The organism is Pseudomonas reinekei (assembly GCF_001945365.1).
In the GTDB taxonomy this organism is placed as follows: Bacteria; Pseudomonadota; Gammaproteobacteria; order Pseudomonadales; family Pseudomonadaceae; genus Aquipseudomonas; species Aquipseudomonas reinekei.
This window is the reverse complement of record NZ_MSTQ01000010.1, coordinates 140,609-163,992: the sequence shown is the minus strand read 5'-3', so window position 1 is coordinate 163,992 and position 23,384 is coordinate 140,609. Positions and strand designations below refer to the sequence as shown.

20 protein-coding genes and 2 tRNA genes are annotated in these 23,384 nt (G+C 57.9%); 21 read left to right on the top strand and 1 reads right to left on the bottom strand.

What is annotated here, in order from left to right; translation table 11 throughout:
- The first annotated feature begins 85 nt into the window (after positions 1–85).
- The 7 genes from dnaK (at position 86) to BVK86_RS17960 (ending at position 9,888) form a co-directional block, all read left to right on the top strand.
- Complete coding sequence (dnaK, locus tag BVK86_RS17990; RefSeq protein ID WP_056854958.1) at positions 86–2,002, top strand: molecular chaperone DnaK; 1,917 nt, start codon at positions 86–88, stop codon at positions 2,000–2,002.
- 298 nt (positions 2,003–2,300) lie between these two features.
- On the top strand, positions 2,301–3,425 hold the full coding sequence (gene dnaJ, locus BVK86_RS17985; RefSeq protein WP_007973132.1) for a molecular chaperone DnaJ: 1,125 nt from the start codon (positions 2,301–2,303) through the stop codon (positions 3,423–3,425).
- Positions 3,426–3,435: 10 nt separating this feature from the next.
- The gene (gene dapB / locus BVK86_RS17980) at positions 3,436–4,239 is read left to right on the top strand and encodes a 4-hydroxy-tetrahydrodipicolinate reductase (RefSeq protein ID WP_075947687.1); all 804 of its coding nucleotides are present in this window, start codon (positions 3,436–3,438) and stop codon (positions 4,237–4,239) included.
- Positions 4,240–4,499: 260 nt separating this feature from the next.
- Complete coding sequence (gene carA, locus BVK86_RS17975) at positions 4,500–5,636, top strand: glutamine-hydrolyzing carbamoyl-phosphate synthase small subunit (RefSeq protein WP_075947686.1); 1,137 nt, start codon at positions 4,500–4,502, stop codon at positions 5,634–5,636.
- A gap of 118 nt (positions 5,637–5,754) precedes the next feature.
- Positions 5,755–8,976, top strand: coding sequence for a carbamoyl-phosphate synthase large subunit (carB, locus tag BVK86_RS17970; RefSeq protein ID WP_075947685.1), 3,222 nt, complete (start codon positions 5,755–5,757; stop codon positions 8,974–8,976).
- 2 nt (positions 8,977–8,978) lie between these two features.
- Complete coding sequence (greA, locus tag BVK86_RS17965; RefSeq protein WP_075947728.1) at positions 8,979–9,455, top strand: transcription elongation factor GreA; 477 nt, start codon at positions 8,979–8,981, stop codon at positions 9,453–9,455.
- 28 nt (positions 9,456–9,483) lie between these two features.
- Entirely contained in the window at positions 9,484–9,888 is a 405-nt protein-coding gene (locus BVK86_RS17960) for an MFS transporter (protein WP_075947684.1), read from the top strand.
- Between the two features lie 9 nt (positions 9,889–9,897).
- Here the strand turns inward: BVK86_RS17960 and BVK86_RS17955 are convergent, their stop codons facing one another.
- Positions 9,898–10,206: a YhbY family RNA-binding protein gene (locus BVK86_RS17955; protein WP_075947683.1), complete on the bottom strand. Its 309-nt coding sequence runs from the start codon at positions 10,204–10,206 to the stop codon at positions 9,898–9,900.
- A gap of 101 nt (positions 10,207–10,307) precedes the next feature.
- On the opposite strand from BVK86_RS17955, the gene rlmE reads away from it, so the two are divergent.
- From rlmE to rpsO, 14 genes are all read left to right on the top strand, one after another.
- Entirely contained in the window at positions 10,308–10,937 is a 630-nt protein-coding gene (rlmE, locus tag BVK86_RS17950; RefSeq protein ID WP_075947682.1) for a 23S rRNA (uridine(2552)-2'-O)-methyltransferase RlmE, read from the top strand.
- A 202-nt stretch (positions 10,938–11,139) separates the two neighbouring features.
- On the top strand, positions 11,140–13,050 hold the full coding sequence (gene ftsH, locus BVK86_RS17945) for an ATP-dependent zinc metalloprotease FtsH (RefSeq protein ID WP_075947681.1): 1,911 nt from the start codon (positions 11,140–11,142) through the stop codon (positions 13,048–13,050).
- Between the two features lie 8 nt (positions 13,051–13,058).
- Positions 13,059–13,910 (top strand): dihydropteroate synthase, encoded by an 852-nt coding sequence (folP, locus tag BVK86_RS17940; RefSeq protein WP_075947680.1) that lies wholly within the window; start codon positions 13,059–13,061, stop codon positions 13,908–13,910.
- 16 nt (positions 13,911–13,926) lie between these two features.
- Entirely contained in the window at positions 13,927–15,264 is a 1,338-nt protein-coding gene (glmM, locus tag BVK86_RS17935) for a phosphoglucosamine mutase (RefSeq protein ID WP_075947679.1), read from the top strand.
- 66 nt (positions 15,265–15,330) lie between these two features.
- Positions 15,331–16,086 carry a triose-phosphate isomerase gene (gene tpiA / locus BVK86_RS17930; protein WP_075947678.1) on the top strand — a complete coding sequence of 252 codons (756 nt, stop codon included), beginning with the start codon at positions 15,331–15,333 and terminating at the stop codon, positions 16,084–16,086.
- A gap of 4 nt (positions 16,087–16,090) precedes the next feature.
- A complete protein-coding gene (gene secG / locus BVK86_RS17925) occupies positions 16,091–16,474 on the top strand; it encodes a preprotein translocase subunit SecG (RefSeq protein ID WP_017336473.1) in 384 nt (127 codons plus the stop codon).
- Positions 16,475–16,495: 21 nt separating this feature from the next.
- Positions 16,496–16,581 (top strand) — tRNA-Leu (locus tag BVK86_RS17920).
- A 97-nt stretch (positions 16,582–16,678) separates the two neighbouring features.
- Positions 16,679–16,755, top strand: a tRNA-Met gene (locus tag BVK86_RS17915).
- 138 nt (positions 16,756–16,893) lie between these two features.
- Positions 16,894–17,352, top strand: a complete 459-nt coding sequence (rimP, locus tag BVK86_RS17910; protein ID WP_007973115.1) for a ribosome maturation factor RimP — start codon at positions 16,894–16,896, stop codon at positions 17,350–17,352.
- A gap of 47 nt (positions 17,353–17,399) precedes the next feature.
- Complete coding sequence (gene nusA / locus BVK86_RS17905) at positions 17,400–18,881, top strand: transcription termination factor NusA (RefSeq protein ID WP_047537517.1); 1,482 nt, start codon at positions 17,400–17,402, stop codon at positions 18,879–18,881.
- A gap of 27 nt (positions 18,882–18,908) precedes the next feature.
- Entirely contained in the window at positions 18,909–21,428 is a 2,520-nt protein-coding gene (gene infB, locus BVK86_RS17900; RefSeq protein WP_075947677.1) for a translation initiation factor IF-2, read from the top strand.
- 159 nt (positions 21,429–21,587) lie between these two features.
- On the top strand, positions 21,588–21,989 hold the full coding sequence (gene rbfA / locus BVK86_RS17895) for a 30S ribosome-binding factor RbfA (RefSeq protein WP_034148332.1): 402 nt from the start codon (positions 21,588–21,590) through the stop codon (positions 21,987–21,989).
- A gap of 3 nt (positions 21,990–21,992) precedes the next feature.
- Positions 21,993–22,910: a tRNA pseudouridine(55) synthase TruB gene (truB, locus tag BVK86_RS17890; protein WP_075947676.1), complete on the top strand. Its 918-nt coding sequence runs from the start codon at positions 21,993–21,995 to the stop codon at positions 22,908–22,910.
- 143 nt (positions 22,911–23,053) lie between these two features.
- Complete coding sequence (gene rpsO / locus BVK86_RS17885) at positions 23,054–23,323, top strand: 30S ribosomal protein S15 (RefSeq protein WP_011332409.1); 270 nt, start codon at positions 23,054–23,056, stop codon at positions 23,321–23,323.
- Positions 23,324–23,384 lie beyond the last annotated feature (61 nt).

The following is a 23,384-nucleotide window of genomic DNA, read 5'->3' as shown; positions in this document are numbered from 1 at the left end:
CCATTTAGAAGTCAAGCGTTTAAGTGCTACCGCAGTTAGCCACCACTGCTGCGGCATCCAAATCCAAAGTTTCGGGAGAGTGAACATGGGCAAAATTATCGGTATCGACCTGGGGACTACCAACTCCTGCGTCTCCGTACTTGAAAACGGCGTAGCCAAAGTTATTGAAAACGCCGAAGGCGCGCGTACCACGCCGTCGATCATCGCTTACGCCAACGATGGCGAAATTCTGGTCGGCCAGTCCGCCAAGCGTCAGGCGGTGACCAATCCGCATAACACCCTGTACGCGGTGAAGCGTCTGATCGGTCGCAAGTTCGACGAAGAAGTCGTGCAGAAAGACATCAAGATGGTCCCTTACAAAATCGCCAAGGCTGACAACGGCGATGCGTGGGTTGAAGTGAACGGCCAGAAAATGGCGCCGCCACAAATCTCGGCTGAAATTCTGAAGAAAATGAAGAAAACCGCCGAAGACTATCTCGGCGAGCCAGTGACCGAGGCGGTGATCACCGTTCCGGCCTACTTCAACGACAGCCAGCGTCAAGCCACCAAGGACGCCGGTCGCATCGCGGGCCTGGACGTAAAACGTATCATCAACGAACCAACCGCAGCCGCTCTGGCTTATGGTATGGACAAAGCCAAGGGCGATCACACCGTGATCGTTTATGACCTGGGTGGCGGTACTTTCGACGTTTCCGTGATCGAAATCGCAGAAGTCGATGGCGAGCACCAGTTTGAAGTGTTGGCTACCAACGGCGACACCTTCCTGGGCGGTGAAGACTTTGACATTCGTCTGATCGACTACCTCGTCGACGAATTCAAGAAAGAAAGCGGCATGAACCTCAAGGGTGACCCGCTGGCCATGCAGCGCCTGAAAGAAGCCGCTGAAAAAGCCAAGATCGAACTGTCTTCCGCTCAGTCGACCGACGTGAACCTGCCGTACATCACAGCAGACGCCACCGGTCCTAAGCACCTGAACGTGAAGATCTCCCGTGCCAAGCTGGAAGCACTGGTTGAAGACCTGGTTCAGCGCACCATCGAGCCTTGCCGCATTGCGCTGAAAGACTCCGGTATCGACGTTGGCGCGATCAACGACGTGATCCTGGTCGGCGGTCAGACCCGTATGCCACTGGTTCAGAAGCTGGTCACCGAGTTCTTCGGTAAAGAAGCTCGTAAAGACGTTAACCCGGACGAAGCGGTTGCCATGGGTGCTGCGATTCAGGGCGCTGTTCTGGCCGGTGACGTTAAAGACGTTCTGCTGCTCGACGTCAGCCCGCTGACCCTGGGTATCGAAACCATGGGTGGCGTGATGACCGCGCTGATCGAGAAAAACACCACGATTCCTACCAAGAAATCGCAAGTGTTCTCGACTGCCGACGACAACCAGGGCGCTGTAACCATCCACGTGTTGCAAGGTGAGCGTAAGCAAGCGGCGCAGAACAAGTCCCTGGGCAAGTTCGACCTGGCCGAGATTCCACCAGCACCACGTGGCGTGCCACAAATCGAAGTGACCTTCGACATCGACGCCAACGGCATTCTGCACGTAGGCGCCAAGGACAAGGCCACTGGCAAGACTCAGTCGATCGTGATCAAGGCCAACTCTGGTCTGTCCGACGAAGAGATCGAGCGCATGGTGCGTGATGCCGAGGCTAACGCCGAGGAAGACCGCAAGTTCGAAGAACTGGCCGCTGCCCGTAACCAGGGTGATGCACTGGTTCACTCGACGCGCAAAATGGTCGCTGATGCTGGCGACAAAGTGAGCGCTGAAGAGAAGACTGCAATCGAAGCCGCTGTAGTTGCCCTTGAAGCCGCTGTTAAAGGCGACGACAAGGCTGCTATCGAAGCCAAGGTTGAAGAGCTGTCGAAGGTCTCCGCGCCAGTGGCTCAGAAAATGTACGCCGAACAGGCTCAGCCAGCTGAAGGCGCTGCACCGCAAGGTGAGTCGGCCGAGAAGGCTGACGATGTCGTAGACGCCGAGTTCGAAGAAGTAAAAGACCACAAGTAAGTTGTTGGTCGCCCGGTTGACTGCCTTCAGGCGGTGACTGGTAGGATGTCGCCGCGCGGGAGCTTGCTCCCGCGTTGGCGTGTCTGGAACACGCGAATTTTTACAGTATGCGACCGCGTTCGCGTGCTGCTGGCATGGCCGGGAATGCTCCTGCTTTCCGAGCCTCAAGTGCCACATCGAAACAAAGACCAGGATCGTTGAATTGACGTGAGTTGGGTCCGGGCCTGTATTGGGGCTCAACGAGTTCGGCAGGGTTCAGGAGAGGTTTGCCGAACGTCCTCAAGGGTGCAAATGACTTATGGCAAAGCGTGACTATTACGAAGTATTGGGTGTTGAACGAGGCTCAAGCGAGGCGGACCTGAAAAAGGCTTACCGTCGCTTGGCGATGAAGCACCACCCGGACCGTAATCCCGATGACAAAGCGTCGGAAGAAATGTTCAAAGAGGCCAACGAGGCCTACGAAGTGCTGTCCGATTCCAGCAAACGTGCAGCGTACGACCAGTACGGCCATGCCGGTGTCGACCCGAGCATGGGTGGCGGCGGTGCCGGTTTTGGTGGTCAGAACTTCTCCGACATTTTTGGCGATGTCTTCAGTGACTTCTTCGGTGGCGGTCGCGGCGGTTCCCGTGGCGGCGCTCAGCGCGGCAGCGATTTGCGCTACACCCTGGAGCTGGACCTGGAAGAAGCGGTGCGCGGCACGACCGTGAATATCCGCGTTCCGACGCTGGTCAACTGCAAGCCGTGCGATGGCTCGGGCGCGAAGAAAGGTTCTTCGCCGGTGACTTGCCCTACCTGTGGCGGTATTGGCCAGGTACGCATGCAGCAAGGCTTCTTCTCGGTGCAGCAGACCTGCCCGCGCTGCCATGGCCAAGGCAAGATCATTTCCGATCCGTGCGATTCCTGCCACGGCGAAGGTCGTGTCGAAGAGTACAAGACCCTGTCTGTGAAAGTACCGGCCGGTGTCGATACCGGTGACCGCATTCGCCTGTCCGGCGAAGGCGAGGCGGGCGCACAGGGCGGCCCGACTGGCGACCTGTACGTGGTGATCAATGTGCGCGAGCACTCGATCTTCCAGCGCGATGGCAAGCACCTGTTCTGCGAAGTGCCGATCAGCTTCGTCGATGCGGCGCTGGGCGGCGAGCTGGAGATTCCGACCCTTGATGGCCGGGTCAAACTGAAAATCCCTGAAGGGACTCAAACCGGCAAGCAGTTCCGTGTTCGTGGCAAAGGCGTGGCGCCCGTGCGTGGCGGCGGTGCCGGTGACTTGATGTGCCGTGTGGCAGTCGAGACGCCGGTCAACCTGAGTCGTCGTCAGCGCGAAATGCTCGAGGAGTTCCGCAGTTCCCTGGCGGACGACAACAGCCATTCGCCGAAAACCACCGGCTGGTTCGAAGGCGTGAAGCGCTTCTTCGGCGATTTGTAAGGAGACGGGCATGCGACGTATAGCAGTGATGGGCGCCGCCGGGCGCATGGGCAAAACCCTGATTGAGGCCGTTCAGCAAGCGCCGGGTGCCGGTTTGACGGCGGCGGTGGATCGTCCTGACAGTACGCTGGTCGGCGCTGACGCTGGTGAGTTGGCTGCAATCGGTCGCATCGGCGTGCCGCTGTCGGGCGATCTGGATCGGGTGGTCGATGAGTTCGACGTCCTGATCGACTTCACGCACCCGACGGTGACCCTGAAGAACCTCGCGTTCTGCCGTAAGCACAACAAGGCAATGATCATCGGCACGACCGGCTTCAGCGTTGAAGAAAAGGAGTTGTTGGCTGAGGCGGGCAAGGATATCCCGATCGTCTTCGCCGCCAACTTCAGCGTGGGGGTGAACCTCTGCCTGAAGCTGCTCGACACCGCTGCTCGCGTGTTGGGCGATGATGTCGATATCGAAATCACCGAGGCCCACCATCGCCATAAAGTCGACGCGCCGTCCGGTACGGCCGTGCGTATGGGCGAAGTGATCGCTGATGCCTTGGGTCGTGATCTGAAGAAGGTCGCGGTTTACGGTCGTGAAGGTCAGACCGGTGCGCGTGATCGCGAGACCATCGGTTTCGCCACGGTGCGTGCTGGCGATATCGTCGGTGATCACACTGTGCTGTTCGCCGCTGACGGTGAGCGTGTCGAGATCACGCACAAGGCATCCAGTCGCATGACTTTCGCCAAGGGGGCAGTACGTGCTGCATTGTGGCTTGACGGGCGTGAGCCTGGTCTATACGACATGCAAGACGTGCTCGACTTGCGTTAAGATGCACCCGAAAATCGGGCTCGCGCGCAGCGTTTGAGCCCGGTTTTGTTCCGCCAGGCGACGTCCTGTCGCATTCTCCAGCCTTTAAGGCTCATTGGCGGTAGACCAAAAAGGCCTTTTTCTGTAAGCTACAGCTTTAGTGTGTCCACTAAAAGCGCGCAGAATAATTCAGTGAAGAAGCGGGGTGACGTGTCCATACGTCACTCCGCTTTTTTACAACCTGCGATCGCCCTTTCAGGCTTTATTTACGGGAGGTCTTCTTGACTAAGCCAGCCATACTCGCCCTTGCTGATGGCAGCATTTTTCGCGGCGAAGCCATTGGAGCCGACGGTCAAACCGTTGGTGAGGTGGTGTTCAACACCGCAATGACCGGCTATCAGGAAATCCTTACCGATCCTTCCTACGCCCAACAGATCGTTACCCTGACTTACCCGCACATCGGCAACACCGGTACCACCCCGGAAGATGCTGAGTCCAACCGTGTCTGGTCGGCTGGCCTGGTCATTCGTGATCTGCCACTGGTTGCGAGCAACTGGCGTAACACGATGTCCCTGTCCGATTACCTGAAGGCCAACAACGTGGTGGCCATTGCCGGTATCGACACCCGCCGCCTGACGCGTATCCTGCGTGAAAAAGGCGCGCAGAACGGCTGCATCATGGCCGGTGACAACATTTCCGAAGAGGCTGCCATCGCCGCAGCCCAGGGCTTCCCGGGCCTGAAAGGCATGGACCTGGCGAAAGTCGTCAGCACCAAGGACGCCTACGAGTGGCGCTCCACTGTCTGGGATCTGAAAACTGACAGCCACGCGACCATCGAAGCTTCCGAGCTGCCGTATCACGTGGTTGCTTACGACTACGGCGTCAAAGTGAACATCCTGCGCATGCTGGTCGAGCGCGGCTGCCGCGTGACCGTGGTGCCTGCTCAGACCCCTGCTGCCGACGTGCTGGCCCTGAAACCGGACGGCGTGTTCCTGTCCAACGGCCCAGGCGATCCTGAGCCTTGCGACTACGCGATCCAGGCCATCAAGGAAGTGCTGGAAACCGAGATCCCGGTCTTCGGTATCTGCCTCGGTCACCAGCTGCTGGCCCTGGCCTCTGGCGCCAAGACCCTGAAAATGGGTCACGGCCACCACGGTGCCAACCACCCGGTCCAGGACCTGGATACCGGTGTGGTGATGATCACCAGCCAGAACCACGGTTTTGCGGTAGACGAAGCGACCCTCCCAGCCAACGTCCGCGCGATCCACAAATCGCTGTTCGACGGCACCCTGCAAGGGATCGAGCGTACCGACAAGAGCGCCTTCAGCTTCCAGGGTCACCCGGAAGCCAGCCCTGGCCCGAACGACGTAGCGCCATTGTTCGATCGCTTCATCAATGAGATGGCCAAGCGACGCTGATCGCTCGCCCTGATGCAGCAAAGCTTGAGGGTGGTCCCGAAATCGGCGGCCCCCTCAAGGCTTCACAGATTGAACAAGACGGCTTGCCGACTGACCTGCGGATTTGAGTGACAAACCCATGCCAAAACGTACAGACATTAAAAGCATCCTGATTCTCGGCGCTGGCCCGATCGTGATCGGCCAGGCCTGCGAATTCGACTACTCCGGCGCCCAGGCCTGTAAAGCCCTGCGCGAAGAGGGTTACCGCGTCATCCTGGTGAACTCCAACCCGGCCACCATCATGACCGACCCGGCCATGGCCGACGCCACCTATATCGAGCCGATCAAATGGCAGACCGTTGCCAAGATCATCGAGAAAGAGCGTCCGGACGCACTGCTGCCGACCATGGGTGGCCAGACCGCTCTGAACTGCGCCCTGGACCTGGAGCGCGAAGGCGTTCTGGAGAAGTTCGGCGTAGAGATGATCGGTGCCAACGCCGACACCATCGACAAGGCTGAAGACCGTTCGCGTTTCGACAAGGCGATGAAATCCATCGGCCTGGCGTGCCCGCGTTCCGGTATCGCCCACAGCATGGAAGAGGCCAACGCGGTCCTCGAGAAGCTCGGCTTCCCATGCATCATCCGTCCGTCCTTCACCATGGGTGGCACCGGTGGTGGTATCGCTTACAACCGTGAAGAGTTCGAAGAAATCTGTGCCCGTGGTCTGGACCTATCGCCGACCAAGGAACTGCTGATCGACGAATCGCTGATCGGCTGGAAAGAGTACGAGATGGAGGTTGTCCGCGATAAGAAGGACAACTGCATCATCGTCTGCTCCATCGAAAACTTCGACCCGATGGGCGTGCACACCGGTGACTCGATCACCGTGGCTCCGGCACAAACCCTGACTGACAAGGAATACCAGATCCTGCGTAACGCCTCCCTGGCGGTACTGCGCGAGATCGGCGTGGAAACCGGCGGTTCCAACGTTCAGTTCGGTATCTGCCCGAACACAGGCCGCATGGTCGTGATCGAGATGAACCCGCGTGTATCCCGTTCCTCGGCACTGGCTTCGAAAGCCACCGGTTTCCCGATCGCCAAGGTCGCGGCCAAACTGGCTGTGGGTTACACCCTCGACGAGTTGTCGAACGACATCACCGGCGGCAAGACCCCGGCGTCCTTCGAACCGTCCATCGACTACGTCGTGACCAAGCTGCCGCGTTTCGCCTTCGAGAAGTTCGCCAAGGCTGACGCCCGCCTGACCACTCAGATGAAGTCGGTGGGTGAAGTCATGGCCATCGGCCGTACTTTCCAGGAATCCCTGCAGAAAGCGCTGCGCGGTCTGGAAGTGGGCGTTTGCGGTCTGGACGAGAAGGTCGACTTGAGCAACCCGGAAAGCATGAGCGTCCTCAAGCGCGAGCTGACGGTACCGGGCGCCGAGCGTATCTGGTACGTGGCGGACGCGATGCGCGCCGGCATGAGTGTTGAAGACATCTTCGGCATGACCATGATCGATCCTTGGTTCCTGGTGCAGATGGAAGATCTGATCAAGGACGAAGTGAAGGTCAAGACCCTGGGTCTGACCAGCATCGACCGCGACCTGATGTACCGCCTCAAGCGCAAAGGCTTCTCCGATATGCGCCTGGCCAAGCTGCTGGGTGTAACCGAGAAGAGCCTGCGTGCTCATCGCCACAAGCTGGAAGTGTTCCCGGTCTACAAGCGCGTCGATACCTGCGCCGCCGAGTTCGCCACGGACACCGCCTACCTGTACTCGACGTACGAGGAGGAGTGTGAAGCCGCGCCATCGGGCCGCGACAAGATCATGATCCTGGGTGGTGGTCCTAACCGTATCGGCCAGGGCATCGAGTTCGACTACTGCTGCGTACACGCGGCATTGGCTCTGCGCGACGACGGGTACGAGACCATCATGGTCAACTGCAACCCCGAAACCGTTTCCACCGATTACGACACTTCCGATCGCCTGTACTTCGAACCAGTGACCCTGGAAGACGTGCTGGAAATCGTTCGCGTCGAGAAGCCAAAAGGCGTGATCGTCCAGTACGGCGGCCAGACTCCGTTGAAACTGGCGCGTGCCCTGGAAGCGGCCGGCGTACCGATCATCGGTACCAGCCCTGACGCCATCGACCGTGCCGAAGACCGTGAACGCTTCCAGCAGATGGTCCAGCGCCTGAACCTGCGTCAGCCACCAAACGCCACCGTGCGCAGCGAAGACGAAGCGATTCGTGCCGCCAGCAAGATCGGTTACCCGCTGGTAGTGCGCCCGTCCTATGTACTGGGCGGCCGCGCGATGGAAATCGTCTACGAAGAAGAAGAGCTCAAGCGCTACCTGCGTGAAGCGGTTCAAGTGTCCAACGACAGCCCGGTGCTGCTGGACCACTTCCTCAACTGCGCCATTGAAATGGACGTGGATGCGGTCTGCGACGGCAAAGACGTGGTGATCGGCGCGATCATGCAGCACATCGAGCAGGCCGGCGTTCACTCCGGTGACTCCGCGTGCTCGCTGCCGCCGTACTCGCTGCCTGCCCACATCCAGGACGAGATGCGCGAACAGGTCAAGAAGATGGCCCTGGAGCTGGGCGTGGTCGGCCTGATGAACGTTCAGTTGGCGCTGCAAGGCGACGACATCTACGTCATCGAAGTCAACCCGCGTGCCTCGCGTACCGTGCCGTTCGTGTCCAAGTGCATCGGTGTTTCCCTGGCAATGATCGCAGCGCGCGTCATGGCCGGTAAAACCCTGAAGGAAATCGGTTTCACCAAGGAAATCATCCCGAACTTCTACAGTGTGAAAGAGGCGGTGTTCCCATTTGCCAAGTTCCCTGGCGTTGACCCGATCCTCGGCCCGGAGATGAAGTCGACCGGTGAAGTGATGGGCGTGGGCGATACCTTCGGGGAAGCGTTCGCCAAAGCCCAGATGGGTGCCAGCGAAGTGTTGCCGACTGGCGGTACTGCGTTTATCAGCGTACGTGACGATGACAAGCCGCTGGTTGCAGGCGTAGCCCGTGATCTGATCAACTTGGGTTTCGAAGTGGTCGCCACTGCCGGCACTGCCAAGCTGATTGAAGCCGCAGGCCTGAAAGTGCGTCGCGTGAACAAGGTGACCGAGGGGCGCCCACACGTGGTCGACATGATCAAGAATGACGAAGTCACCCTGATCATCAACACCACCGAAGGTCGTCAGTCGATTGCTGACTCCTATTCCATTCGTCGCAATGCTCTGCAGCACAAGATCTACTGCACCACCACCATTGCTGCTGGCGAAGCGATCTGTGAAGCGCTGAAGTTCGGTCCCGAGAAGACCGTGCGTCGCTTGCAGGATCTACACGCAGGATTGAAGGCATGAGCATAACGAAGTACCCAATGACCGTTCAGGGCGCTCGCGCCCTGGAAGAAGAACATGCACACCTGACCAAGGTCGTTCGTCCGAAGCTCAGCCAGGACATCGGTACGGCTCGTGAGTTGGGTGACTTGAAAGAAAACGCCGAATACCACGCTGCTCGCGAGCAGCAGGGTATGGTCGAGGCGCGGATCCGTGATATCGAAGGCCGGATTCAGAATCAGGTCATCATCGATGTCACGACCATTCCTCACACCGGCAAAGTGATTTTCGGCACTACCGTTGAAATCGCCAACGTCGAGACGGATGAGCGCGTCACTTACCACATCGTGGGTGAGGACGAGGCAGACTTCAAACTCGGCAAGATTTCGGTGGGTTCGCCATTGGCTCGCGCCTTGATTGCCAAGGAAGAGGGTGATGTCGTTGCCGTAAAAACGCCGGGTGGCGTTATCGAGTACGAGATTGTCGAAGTTCGCCACATCTAACGGCAGGCGCCCGCTTCGTGCGGGCGCGATGCTTTGGCAGTTGACCCAGATGTTGTGGGTCGGCGGCTTGTGGCTGTTGCACATCGGTCTGCTGCCGGTGCTGGGGCGCATAGGCCTGGCGCCGCTGCTGATTGATGAGATAGCAAGCATGTTGAATGCGCTGATGATCGGCTTCGCCGCAGCGTGTGTGATTTTTCAGGCTTTGGTGCTGATTCAGGCCGAGGGCCTTGTCAGTCTATGGCTCGATATTCGTGGGCAACTGCTGTTGATCGCGTTTTATGCGTGCGCGATGTACATCGCGGTGCGCATTGGCTGGCCGGATGCGGTGCGTTGGCAGGTGTTCAGCTATCTGGTGTTGGGCTTTTCCGGGCTGGTTCTGGTCTTGCAGCCGGTGCCGGGATGGAGTGGCAGGGTGCGCGAAGCACACCCGTGACCCTTGTCATCACTTGAAGCGATGAACGTTCGACAGCTGCTTGTTGACGCTGAAGTTCTTGCGGTAAATCAGTGCCATCTTGCCGATGACCTGGACGAGATCCGCTTTGCCGACCTTGCACAGTTCTGCAATGGACGCCAGGCGCGATTCGCGATCGAGGATGTTGAGCTTGATCTTGATCAGCTCGTGATCCGCCAAGGCGCGTTCAAGTTCGGCGAGGACACCTTCAGTCAAACCGTTGTCTGCCACAATCAGAACTGGTTTCAGGTGGTGGCCAATGGATTTGTACTGTTTCTTCTGCTCTGGAGTGAGCGGCATAATCTGACCCTTTCGTCTGGATTCTGTAAAATGGCGGCCATTTTACCCGAGGGTTCGTGGATCCGCCCAATTAATCACGACCCTTATCAAAGAGGTGCCCAATGGCGCGTTCCAAGACAAGCCTTGGTTGGCTGAAAAGACATGTCAATGATCCCTATGTGAAGCAGGCGCAGAAGGATGGCTACCGCTCGCGTGCAAGTTACAAGCTTCTGGAGGTCCAGGAGAAATACAAGCTGATCCGTCCTGGCATGAGCGTTGTCGACCTGGGGGCGGCGCCCGGTGGCTGGTCGCAGGTCACTAGCCGACTGATCGGTGGTCAGGGGCGCCTGATCGCCTCGGACATACTGGAAATGGACAGTATTCCGGACGTGACTTTCATCCAGGGTGACTTCACTGAGGACGAAGTGCTGGCAAAAATCCTTGAAGCCGTGGGTAATTCGCAGGTGGACCTTGTGATTTCCGATATGGCCCCCAATATGAGTGGTACACCTGAAGTGGACATGCCGAAAGCCATGTTTCTGTGCGAGCTGGCGCTTGATTTGGCGGAACGGATACTCAAGCCGGGTGGCAATTTTGTGATCAAGATTTTTCAGGGCGAAGGTTTCGATGTTTACCTGAAGGATGCGCGTAAGAAATTCGACAAGATCCAGATGATCAAGCCGGACTCTTCGCGTGGCAGCTCCCGCGAGCAATACATGCTGGCTTGGGGCTATCGCGGTCGCAGTGAATAAAACGAGGTTTTTTGGCGGGGTGATAGGTTTTTCGTATTTCGCCTCGCGTGCATAAGCGAATATTGTGTAGAAAGTGTTTCACAAAGGGTTACAGACGGCGCCTGCCAGTGTTGTAGGTAATGTAGTAAGTTAGGCCGGTGAATATCATGCGGAGCGCGCGCCACCAGCGGCGCTTGCTTCAGAGGGTAGTTAATTGAACGATATGGCAAAGAATCTGATCCTGTGGTTGATCATCGCGGCAGTCCTGGTGACGGTGATGAACAACTTCTCCAGCCCTAACGAGCCGCAGACCCTCAACTATTCCGACTTCATCCAGCAGGTCAAGGATGGCAAGGTCGAGCGCGTAGCGGTTGATGGCTACGTCATTACCGGCAAGCGCACCGATGGCGACAGCTTCAAGACCATTCGTCCGGCAATCCAGGACAACGGTCTGATCGGCGACCTGGTGGATAACCATGTCGTGGTCGAAGGCAAGCAGCCAGAACAGCAAAGCATCTGGACCCAGCTCCTGGTCGCCAGCTTCCCGATCCTCGTGATCATCGCCGTGTTCATGTTCTTCATGCGGCAGATGCAGGGTGGTGCCGGTGGCAAAGGCGGTCCGATGAGCTTCGGCAAGAGCAAGGCGCGCCTGCTCTCCGAAGATCAGGTTAAAACCACTCTGGCTGACGTTGCCGGTTGCGACGAAGCCAAGGAAGAAGTTGGCGAACTGGTCGAGTTCCTGCGTGATCCAGGCAAGTTCCAGCGCCTGGGCGGTCGAATTCCCCGCGGCGTGCTGATGGTTGGTCCTCCGGGTACTGGTAAAACCTTGCTTGCCAAGGCGATTGCCGGCGAAGCCAAGGTGCCGTTCTTCACTATTTCCGGCTCCGACTTCGTTGAAATGTTCGTGGGTGTCGGTGCCAGCCGTGTTCGCGATATGTTCGAACAGGCGAAGAAGCACGCGCCATGCATCATCTTCATCGATGAAATCGACGCCGTCGGTCGTCACCGTGGTGCCGGTATGGGCGGCGGTCACGATGAGCGCGAGCAGACTCTCAACCAGTTGCTGGTAGAGATGGACGGCTTCGAAATGAACGATGGCATCATTGTGATTGCCGCGACCAACCGTCCTGACGTACTCGACCCTGCGCTGCTGCGTCCGGGCCGGTTTGACCGTCAGGTCGTGGTGGGTCTGCCGGACATTCGTGGTCGTGAACAGATTCTCAAGGTTCACATGCGCAAAGTGCCCATGGGCGACGACGTCGCTCCGGCAGTGATCGCTCGTGGTACTCCGGGCTTCTCTGGTGCCGACCTGGCCAACTTGGTCAACGAAGCGTCGTTGTTCGCTGCCCGCGCTGGCAAGCGCATCGTCGAGATGAAAGAGTTCGAACTGGCCAAGGACAAGATCATGATGGGCGCCGAGCGCAAATCCATGGTCATGTCCGAGAAAGAAAAACAGAACACCGCTTACCACGAAGCAGGTCATGCCATTGTTGGCCGCGTCGTGCCTGAGCATGATCCGGTGTACAAGGTGTCGATCATTCCGCGCGGTCGTGCGCTGGGTGTGACCATGTTCCTCCCGGAAGAGGATCGCTACAGCCTGTCCAAGCGCGCGTTGATCAGCCAGATCTGCTCGCTGTACGGTGGTCGTATCGCTGAAGAGATGACGTTGGGCTTCGACGGTGTCACCACCGGCGCATCCAACGACATCATGCGTGCGAGCCAGATTGCGCGGAACATGGTGACCAAGTGGGGCTTGTCCGAAAAACTCGGTCCGTTGATGTACGCCGAAGAAGAGGGAGAAGTGTTCCTCGGTCGTGGCGGCGGTGGTCAGAGTGCCAGCTTCTCCGGTGAGACAGCCAAGCTGATCGACTCCGAAGTGCGCAGCATCATTGATCAGTGCTACGGCACGGCCAAACAAATCCTTACGGACAACCGCGACAAGCTTGATGCCATGGCGGATGCCCTGATGAAGTATGAAACCATTGATGCCGAGCAGATCGACGACATCATGGCTGGGCGTACACCTCGCGAACCTCGTGACTGGTCTGGTGGTACCGGAACATCCGGAACGCCTCCAGCGGTGCAGGGTGAGCGTCCGGAAACACCCATCGGCGGCCCGGCTGCTGACGTTTAAGGTTTGAAATGACTTCTGTTCAGTCCTCGACCCGGTTGCCTTGCGGCAACCGGGTTCTTGATTTGGCCCGTACGCATGTCATGGGCATTCTCAATGTAACCCCCGATTCTTTCTCCGATGGCGGCCAGTACAGCCAGCTCGATGCGGCCATGCGTCATGCTGAAGCCATGGTGGCGGCTGGCGCGACGCTGATCGATGTCGGTGGTGAATCGACGCGGCCGGGTGCCAGGGCGGTGTCGCCACTGGAAGAGCTGGAGCGTGTCGCGCCGATCGTCGAGCGGATTCACCGCGAACTGGATGTGATTATCTCGGTAGACACCTCGACCCCTGCCGTCATGCGCGAAACCGCACGGCTGGGCGCCGGATTGATCAACGATGTTCGATCGTTGCGTCGCGATGGTGCGCTGGATGCGGCTGCTGCCACCGGGCTGCCGGTCTGCCTGATGCATATGCTGGGTGAGCCCGGTGATATGCAGGACAATCCGCACTACCACGACGTCACGAAAGAAGTAGGCGAGTTTCTTGCCGAACGAATGGCTCAATGTGCTTCGGTGGGCATTGCGGTGGAAAAGATCATTCTCGATCCGGGTTTTGGCTTCGCAAAAACCTTGCAGCACAATCTAAGCTTATTCAAACATATGGATGCCTTGCATGCTCTGGGGCGACCCCTGTTGGTCGGGGTTTCGCGAAAAAGCATGATAGGGCAGGCGTTGAATCGCCCGGTGGGTGAGCGCTTGTACGGTGGTCTCGCACTCGCGGCGCTGGCTTCGCACAAGGGTGCGCGTATATTGCGCGTCCATGATGTAGCCGAAACAGTCGATGTGGTGAGGATGATCGCCGCAGTGGAATCAGCCGAATAAGAATGATGGAGCGTTTATGACTAGGAAATACTTTGGTACTGACGGCATTCGTGGTCGGGTCGGCGAATATCCGATTACTCCTGACTTCATGCTCAAGCTCGGCTGGGCGGCTGGCATGGCGTTTCGCAAGATGGGCGCCTGCAAGGTGCTGGTCGGCAAGGACACCCGAATTTCCGGGTACATGTTTGAATCCGCGCTTGAGGCCGGCCTGACTTCGGCGGGTGCTGATGTAATGCTCCTGGGACCGATGCCAACTCCTGCCATCGCCTACCTGACGCGCACGTTCCATGCTGAAGCCGGTATCGTGATCAGTGCGTCGCACAATCCCCACGACGACAACGGCATCAAGTTTTTCTCCGGCAAGGGCACCAAATTGCCGGATGAAGTCGAGCAGATGATCGAAGAGCTGCTGGACACGCCGATGACAGTGGTTGAGTCGAGCAAGATCGGCAAGGTTACGCGCATCAACGATGCGTCGGGTCGTTACATTGAATTCTGCAAGAGCAGTGTGCCTACGGGCACCAGTTTTGCCGGGCTTAAAATCGTCATCGATTGTGCTCATGGCGCGACTTACAAAGTGGCACCTAGCGTGTTTCGTGAGCTGGGCGCTGATGTCGTCGTCCTGTCCGCGCAACCCAATGGCTTGAACATCAATGACAATTGCGGTTCGACCCACATGGGGCAGTTGCAGGCTGCCGTACTGGCCGAGCACGCCGACCTGGGTATTGCCTTCGACGGTGACGGTGACCGCGTTTTGATGGTCGATCACACCGGCGCTATCGTCGATGGTGATGAGCTGCTTTACATCATTGCCCGCGACCTGCATGAGCGCGACAGGCTGCAGGGTGGGGTGGTCGGCACTCTGATGAGTAACCTGGGGCTGGAGCTGGCCCTGGCGGACCTGGCGATTCCATTTGTTCGTGCCAACGTCGGTGACCGTTATGTGATCGCTGATCTGCTGGAGCGCAATTGGCTGGTCGGCGGCGAGAACTCGGGGCATATCGTTTGCTTTAATCACACCACCACGGGTGATGCGATTATCGCCGCGCTGCAGGTGCTGATGGCGCTCAAGTCGCGCTCCGAAAGTCTTGCTCAGTCGCGTCAGACGCTGCGCAAGTGCCCCCAGGTGCTGATCAATGTGCGGTTTGCCGGTGGTGCGAGCCCGCTCGATCATCCATCGGTAAAGGAAGCCAGCGAGCGTGTCACCCACGCAATGGCGGGGCGCGGCCGTGTCCTGTTGCGCAAGTCGGGAACAGAGCCGTTGGTGCGTGTCATGGTCGAAGGCGAAGACGAAACGCAGGTTCGTGGTTACGCCGAAGAGCTGGCAAAACTGGTAACTGAAGTTTCTGCCTGAATTCGGCTTGCCAGCCTTGATTGTGTTGGGTAACATCTGCGCCCACTTTGACCGACGAGGTACAGCATGCGTCGCCCTATGGTAGCTGGTAACTGGAAGATGCACGGTACCCGCGCCAGCGTCGCTGAGCTGATCAACGGCCTTCGTGACTTGGCCTTGCCGAGCGGTGTTGATGTAGCGGTATTCCCGCCTTTGTTGCATATCAGCCAAGTGGTCGATGGCTTGAAAGGAAAGTCGATTTCGATCGGCGCGCAGAACTCTGCAGTGGAAGCCGGACAAGGTGCACTGACCGGTGAGGTCTCGCCAAGTCAGTTAGTGGATGCAGGTTGTTCCCTGGTGCTTGTCGGGCACTCTGAGCGCCGCCAGATTATGGGCGAGCAGGGCACAACGCTGATTCGCAAGTTTGCAGCGGCGCAGGCAAGTGGCCTGATTCCGGTATTGTGTGTAGGGGAAACCCTCGAGCAGCGCGAAGCGGGGAAGACTGTTGAAGTCGTCTCGCGTCAGCTGAGCAGCATCATCGACGAGCTGGGTGTTGGTGTCTTTGCAAATGCAGTAATTGCTTACGAGCCGGTCTGGGCCATTGGCACCGGGCTGACTGCTTCGCCACAACAGGCGCAGGATGTGCACGCCGCCATTCGTGCTCAGTTGGCGGCAGAAAATTCTGAAGTCGCACAAGGTGTGCGGCTTCTATACGGCGGCAGCGTGAAGGCGGCCAATGCGGTCGAACTGTTCGGCATGCCGGATATCGATGGGGGTCTCATTGGTGGGGCTTCCCTGAATGCAGATGAGTTCGGTGCGATTTGTCGCGCCGCGGGAAACTGAAAAAATGCTGGAAACAGTCGTAGTCGTTTTTCATCTGCTGGGTGCATTGGGCGTAGTTGCTCTCGTATTGCTTCAGCAGGGTAAAGGTGCGGATGCTGGTGCGTCTTTCGGAGCAGGTGCTTCAAATACTGTGTTCGGAAGCCAAGGTTCCTCTACCTTTCTTAGTAAGTTTACTGCTATACTTGCCGCAGGTTTTTTCATAACCAGCTTGGGGTTAGGTTACTTTGCTAAAGAGAAGGCTCACCAGCTGACTCAAGTAGGTCTCCCAAATCCAGCGGTTCTGGAAGTTCCAAAGCAACAACCGGCTTCTGATGATGTCCCGGTGCTTCAAGAGCAAAAGTCGGCTACTCCAGCGACTGACGTGCCTCCAGCTCAAGAGCAGAAGTAAGAAGGTTTCAAACGTAGTATTGCCGAGGTGGTGGAATTGGTAGACACGCAACCTTGAGGTGGTTGTGCCCATAGGGTGTAGGGGTTCGAGTCCCCTTCTCGGTACCAATTAGTCAGGAGAGCCCGCTGTTGCGGGCTTTCTTGCAGGTGGAAGGTTACATTGACCCTGTAGGGGATCGGTCGTATACTTCCGCCCCAGCTTTGTCGCGGGGTGGAGCAGTCTGGTAGCTCGTCGGGCTCATAACCCGAAGGTCGTCGGTTCAAATCCGGCCCCCGCAACCAGTTTAAGGAGCCCCTTTTAAGGGGCTTTTTGTTAGCTGGACACTTTCAACGCCGCTGTTCGACGGCGTTTCAAGGATGGGCGTTTCGCCCATTTTTTTATTTTGCATAGCATGCACATACATGCACTAGGGGGTTCAGGTGTCGAGCAAGCTAGAAGAGTTGCAGGCCTTGCTGGCCCCGGTGGTCGTGGCCCTAGGCTATGAATGCTGGGGTATTGAGTTTTCGGCCCAGGGTCGTCACTCGATGTTGCGCGTTTATATCGATAAAGAGGGTGGCGTGCTGGTGGACGATTGCGCCATTGTCAGCCGTCAAATCAGCGGTGTGCTGGATGTTGAAGATCCAATTTCCGTTGAATACACCCTTGAAGTTTCCTCGCCTGGCATGGAACGCCCACTGTTCACTCTTGAGCAGTTTGCAAAATTTGCCGGTGAACAAGTGAAGATCAAGCTGCGCTCGCCCTTCGAAGGTCGACGCAACTTTCAGGGCCTTCTGCGCGGTGTAGAAGAACAGGATGTCGTGGTGCAGGTAGAAGACCATGAGTTCCTGTTGCCGATCGATATGATCGACAAGGCCAACATTATTCCCAGTTTTGACTGAGACGCGGATCCCGCGGATCCAATGGCTTGCGAAAGGCGAGGCGTACGATGAGCAAAGAAGTACTGCTGGTTGTTGAGTCGGTATCCAACGAAAAGGGTGTACCGGCAAACGTAATTTTTGAAGCGCTGGAGCTGGCTCTGGCCACTGCTACCAAGAAGCGTTTCGAGGACGAAGTTGATCTGCGTGTGGAAATCAATCGCCACACCGGAGCTTATGAGACTTTCCGTCGCTGGACGGTCGTCGAAGAAGCAGACCTGGACGATCCGGCCATTGAAACCTGGCCAAGCAAGGTTGCAGAAACGCATCCTGGTGCCAAGGTCGGCGACGTCGTCGAAGAAAAAATCGAGTCCATCGAATTTGGTCGTATCGCTGCACAGACTGCCAAGCAAGTCATCGTGCAGAAGGTTCGCGAAGCCGAGCGCGCTCAGGTTGTTGACGCTTACCGCGAACGCCTGGGCGAAATCATCTCTGGCACCGTGAAAAAAGTGACCCGCGATAACGTGATCGTCGATCTGGGCAACAACGCTGAAGCGTTGCTGGCTCGTGAAGACATCATTTCTCGCGAAACCTTCCGGGTTGGCGTGCGTCTGCGTGCGCTGCTCAAGGAAATCCGCACCGAGAACCGTGGCCCGCAGTTGATCCTGTCGCGCACCGCGCCGGAAATGCTGATCGAGTTGTTCCGCATCGAAGTGCCGGAAATTGCTGAAGGCCTGATCGAAGTAATGGCTGCGTCCCGTGATCCGGGTTCGCGCGCCAAGATCGCCGTCCGTTCCAAGGACAAACGCATCGACCCGCAGGGCGCTTGCATCGGCATGCGCGGTTCGCGCGTCCAGGCAGTGTCGGGCGAGTTGGGCGGTGAGCGTGTGGACATCGTCCTGTGGGACGACAACCCGGCTCAGTTCGTAATCAACGCCATGTCCCCGGCTGAGGTTGCGGCAATTATCGTTGACGAAGATGCCCACGCAATGGACATCGCCGTTGGCGCAGACAATCTGGCTCAGGCCATCGGTCGCGGTGGTCAGAACGTGCGTCTGGCTAGCCAGTTGACTGGCTGGACCCTGAACGTGATGACCGAATCGGACATCCAGGCTAAGCAGCAAGCAGAAACCGGCGACATCCTGCGCAACTTCATCGACGAGCTGGAAGTCGACGAAGAACTGGCTCAGGTGCTGGTAGATGAAGGCTTCACCAGCCTGGAAGAGATTGCCTACGTACCGTTGGAAGAAATGCTCAACATCGACGGCTTTGACGAAGACATCGTCAACGAGCTTCGCGCTCGTGCCAAGGATCGTTTGTTGACCAAAGCCATCGCTACTGAGGAAAAGCTGGCAGACGCCCATCCGGCCGAAGACCTGCTCTCGCTTGAGGGTATGGACAAGGATTTGGCGATGGAACTGGCGGTGCGCGGCGTAATTACCCGCGAAGACCTGGCCGAGCAGTCTATTGACGACCTGCTCGACATCGACGGCATTGACGATGATCGTGCCGGCAAGTTGATCATGGCCGCCCGAGCCCACTGGTTCGAGTAATTAGGCGCGGCCTGAGGAGAGAAGTGCATGACGCAAGTCACGGTGAAACAACTGGCCGATGAGGTCAAAACACCGGTAGAGCGCCTGTTGCAGCAGATGCGTGAGGCAGGTCTGCCGCACACCGCCGCCGAAGAAAGTGTGACTGATAGTGAGAAGCAATCTTTGCTGACTCACTTGAAAAGCAGCCACAAGGCGAAAGTGGAAGAACCACGCAAGATTACGCTGCAGCGTAAAACCACCAGCACCCTGCGTGTTGCTGGCAGCAAAAGCATCAGCGTTGAAGTACGCAAGAAGAAAGTCTTCGTACAACGCAGCCCGGAAGAAATCGAAGCCGAGCGCAAGCGTGAACTGGATGAACGTCGCGCAGTGGAAAATGCTGCACGTCAGAAGGCTGAAGAAGAAGCCAAGCGTCGCGCCGAAGAAGAAGCGCGTCGCCAGCCTGCTGCGCCGACCGCTCCAGCTGAACCTGTTGCCGCACCTGTTGCAGCCGCCGAGCCTGTGCGTGAAAGCGCGCCGGTTGTAGCTGCTGCGCCGGCTGCCGACGCTCGTAAGCGTGACGAACCGCGCCGTCCGGACAAACCACGTGCCGACGATAGCAATCGTCGCGGTGGTGGTGGCGATGGCGAGCGCAAAAACGCTCCGCATCGTGCTTCGGTTAAAGAAAAGGCGCCTGCGCCACGCGTTGCCCCACGTACTACCGACGAAGAAAGCGATGGCTTCCGTCGCGGTGGTCGCGGCAAGGCCAAGCTGAAGAAACGCAACGCTCACGGTTTCCAGAGCCCTACCGGCCCTGTCGTGCGTGAAGTGAAGATCGGCGAGACCATCACTGTTGGCGATCTCGCTCAGCAGATGTCGGTCAAGGCAGCTGAAATCATCAAGTTCATGTTCAAACTGGGTACTCCAGCGACCATCAACCAGGTACTGGATCAGGAAACTGCCCAACTGGTTGCTGAAGAGCTGGGCCACAAAGTGACCCTGGTCAGCGACACCGCCCTGGAAGATTCCCTGGCTGAGTCCCTGAAGTTTGAAGGTGAGGCGGTTTCCCGTGCGCCAGTCGTGACCGTAATGGGCCACGTTGACCACGGTAAGACTTCCCTGCTCGACTACATCCGTCGTGCCAAGGTTGCAGCTGGCGAAGCCGGTGGCATTACCCAGCACATCGGTGCGTACCACGTTGAAACCGACCGTGGCATGGTGACGTTCCTCGATACCCCTGGTCACGCCGCGTTTACCGCAATGCGTGCCCGTGGTGCCAAGGCGACCGACATCGTGATCCTGGTGGTTGCAGCGGACGACGGCGTAATGCCGCAGACCATTGAAGCTGTCCAGCACGCAGTAGCGGCCGGTGTTCCACTGGTTGTTGCAGTGAACAAGATCGACAAGCCGGGCGCCGATCTCGATCGCATCCGTAGCGAACTGTCGGTTCATGGCGTGACATCGGAAGAGTGGGGCGGTGACACTCCATTCGTACCGGTCTCGGCGAAGATGGGTACTGGCGTCGACGAATTGCTCGAAGCCGTATTGCTGCAAGCCGAAGTTCTGGAATTGACTGCAACGCCGTCGGCTCCTGGCCGTGGTGTCGTGGTTGAATCGCGCCTGGACAAGGGCCGTGGCCCGGTGGCTACCGTTCTGGTTCAAGACGGTACGCTGCGTCAAGGCGACATGGTCCTGGTCGGTTCCAACTACGGTCGCGTTCGTGCCATGCTCGACGAGAACGGCAAGCCAATCAAGGAAGCCGGTCCAGCCATCCCTGTCGAGATTCTCGGCCTGGACGGTACCCCGGACGCTGGCGACGAGATGAGCGTTGTGGCTGACGAGAAGAAAGCCCGTGAAGTGGCTCTGTTCCGTCAAGGCAAGTTCCGCGAAGTCAAGCTGGCTCGTGCTCACGCCGGCAAGCTGGAAAACATCTTCGAAAACATGGGTCAGGAAGAGAAGAAGACGCTCAACATCGTCCTCAAATCCGACGTCCGTGGTTCGCTTGAAGCGTTGAACGGTGCCTTGAACGGCCTGGGTAACGACGAAGTGCAAGTACGTGTGGTCGGTGGCGGTGTCGGTGGTATCACCGAATCCGACGCCAACCTGGCACTGGCTTCCAACGCTGTACTGTTCGGCTTCAACGTGCGTGCCGATGCCGGCGCTCGCAAGATCGTCGAGCAGGAAGGTCTGGATATGCGTTACTACAACGTGATCTACGACATCATCGAAGACGTCAAGAAAGCCCTGACCGGTATGCTCGGCAGCGATGTTCGCGAGAACATCCTGGGTATCGCCGAAGTGCGTGACGTGTTCCGTTCGCCGAAGTTTGGCGCGATCGCCGGTTGCATGGTGGTTGAAGGTGTTGTTCACCGTAACCGTCCAATCCGTGTACTGCGTGAAGACATCGTTATCTTCGAAGGCGAGCTGGAATCCCTGCGCCGCTTCAAGGATGACGCTTCCGAAGTACGTGCCGGCATGGAATGCGGTATCGGCGTGAAGAGCTACAACGACGTCAAAGTCGGTGACAAGATCGAAGTCTTCGAGAAGGTTCAGGTTGCTCGCAGCCTCTAACTCGCGCACTTCAGGAGCCGTGATGGCCGGTCGCACTCAATCGTGCGACGCATCACCCGGACTCTAAACGCAACGCCCGGTCTGGCTTCTGTCAGGCCGGGCGTTTGCCGCTTTCAGACCTTACGGGTTTCACCGTGGGGCAGTTACAGGTAACAAGACATGGCAAAAGAATATAGCCGTACCCAACGTATCGGCGATCAGATGCAGCGCGAGCTGGCACAGCTGATCCGTCGCGAAGTCAAAGACCCGCGCGTCGGCCTGGTCACCATTACCGCTGTGGAAGTCAGCCGTGACGTCGGTCATGCCAAGATTTTCATCACCGTGATGGGCCAGGACAGCGCCGAAGACATCGCTCAAAGCATCAAGGTGCTGAATTCCGCCGCCGGTTTCCTGCGTATGCAGCTGGCTCGCGAAATGAAACTGCGCAGCGTTCCACAGTTGCACTTCCACTACGACGAAAGCGTCGTGCGCGGTGCGCACCTGTCGGCATTGATCGAGCGCGCTGTGGCTGAAGACAATCAGCATCCGGTTGCGGCAGAAGCCGAAGACACCAAGGAGTAATCGGTGGCTCAGGTCAAACGTATCCGTCGTAACGTCAGCGGAATCATCCTGCTCGACAAGCCTCTGGGATTCACCTCCAACGCGGCTTTGCAGAAGGTCCGCTGGTTGCTCAACGCCGAGAAGGCCGGTCACACCGGCAGCCTCGATCCGCTGGCCACCGGTGTGCTGCCGCTGTGCTTCGGTGAAGCCACCAAGTTCTCGCAATACCTGCTCGATTCCGACAAGGGTTACGAGACACTGGCGCAACTGGGCAAAACCACCACCACGGCGGACGCCGAGGGTGAAGTTTTGCAGGAGCGCCCGGTGACCGTTGGTCGCACCGATATCGAAGCTGTCCTGCCGGATTTTCGTGGGCAAATCAGTCAGATACCGCCGATGTACTCGGCCCTCAAGCGTGATGGCCAGCCGTTGTACAAGCTGGCTCGTGCAGGCGAAGTAGTGGAGCGCGAACCGCGTTCTGTTACTATTGCGCGCTTGGAATTGCTGGCCTTCGAAGGTGATACTGCGCGACTGGCGGTGGATTGCAGCAAAGGCACCTATATTCGTACCCTCGTGGAGGATATTGGTGAAAAACTCGGTTGTGGCGCTTACGTTGCAGAGCTGCGACGTACCCAGGCCGGGCCTTTCACACTCGCCCAGACAGTTACCCTGGAAGAGTTGGAAGCGGTACATGCCGAAGGCGGCAATGAAGCGGTCGATCGCTTCCTGATGCCATCGGACAGCGGCCTGCTCGATTGGCCACTGTTGCAGTTCTCGGAGCACAGCTCGTTCTACTGGCTCAATGGCCAGCCGGTTCGCGCCCCGGACGCACCGAAGTTCGGCATGGTACGGGTACAGGATCACAATGGTCGCTTCATCGGTATCGGTGAAGTGAGCGAAGACGGGCGCATTGCGCCACGTCGTTTGATTCGGTCAGAGTGACCGAAACCAGTCTGTGTAACAGCAGGCTGGAGAGGGTGGCTGTCAACAGGCACGGTCACTGCTCATTTATAGATACAGGGATTTGTCCCTGGCCTGTTGAAACTGTTTTTCTGAAACAGTTTCCTGATAAAAAGGATTGCCTCATGGCTCTCGACGTTCAAGAAAAAGCTCAAATCGTTGCTGACTACCAGCAAGCTGTTGGTGACACTGGTTCGCCAGAAGTGCAAGTTGCACTGCTGACCGCCAACATCAACAAACTGCAAGGTCACTTCAAGGCCAACGGTAAAGATCACCACTCCCGTCGTGGTCTGATCCGCATGGTTAACCAGCGTCGTAAGCTGCTGGACTACCTGAAAGGCAAGGACGTGAGCCGTTACAGCGCTCTGATCGCTCGCCTGGGTCTGCGTCGCTAATAAGCGATTGCGCTAGAGGTTGGTTGTCTGTCGTGCACCAGCGGGTTTCCCGCCGGCGCAT

Coding starts and splice junctions, on each gene's coding strand:
- rlmE (WP_075947682.1), top strand. CDS start 10,308: ATGGCGCGTTCCAAGACAAGCCTTGGTTGGCTGAAAAGACATGTCAAT.
- glmM (WP_075947679.1), top strand. CDS start 13,927: ATGACTAGGAAATACTTTGGTACTGACGGCATTCGTGGTCGGGTCGGC.
- tpiA (WP_075947678.1), top strand. CDS start 15,331: ATGCGTCGCCCTATGGTAGCTGGTAACTGGAAGATGCACGGTACCCGC.
- folP (WP_075947680.1), top strand. CDS start 13,059: ATGACTTCTGTTCAGTCCTCGACCCGGTTGCCTTGCGGCAACCGGGTT.
- BVK86_RS17960 (WP_075947684.1), top strand. CDS start 9,484: ATGCTTTGGCAGTTGACCCAGATGTTGTGGGTCGGCGGCTTGTGGCTG.
- dapB (WP_075947687.1), top strand. CDS start 3,436: ATGCGACGTATAGCAGTGATGGGCGCCGCCGGGCGCATGGGCAAAACC.
- rpsO (WP_011332409.1), top strand. CDS start 23,054: ATGGCTCTCGACGTTCAAGAAAAAGCTCAAATCGTTGCTGACTACCAG.
- infB (WP_075947677.1), top strand. CDS start 18,909: ATGACGCAAGTCACGGTGAAACAACTGGCCGATGAGGTCAAAACACCG.
- nusA (WP_047537517.1), top strand. CDS start 17,400: ATGAGCAAAGAAGTACTGCTGGTTGTTGAGTCGGTATCCAACGAAAAG.
- BVK86_RS17955 (WP_075947683.1), bottom strand. CDS start 10,206: ATGCCGCTCACTCCAGAGCAGAAGAAACAGTACAAATCCATTGGCCAC.
- dnaJ (WP_007973132.1), top strand. CDS start 2,301: ATGGCAAAGCGTGACTATTACGAAGTATTGGGTGTTGAACGAGGCTCA.
- ftsH (WP_075947681.1), top strand. CDS start 11,140: ATGGCAAAGAATCTGATCCTGTGGTTGATCATCGCGGCAGTCCTGGTG.
- carB (WP_075947685.1), top strand. CDS start 5,755: ATGCCAAAACGTACAGACATTAAAAGCATCCTGATTCTCGGCGCTGGC.
- secG (WP_017336473.1), top strand. CDS start 16,091: ATGCTGGAAACAGTCGTAGTCGTTTTTCATCTGCTGGGTGCATTGGGC.
- dnaK (WP_056854958.1), top strand. CDS start 86: ATGGGCAAAATTATCGGTATCGACCTGGGGACTACCAACTCCTGCGTC.
- rbfA (WP_034148332.1), top strand. CDS start 21,588: ATGGCAAAAGAATATAGCCGTACCCAACGTATCGGCGATCAGATGCAG.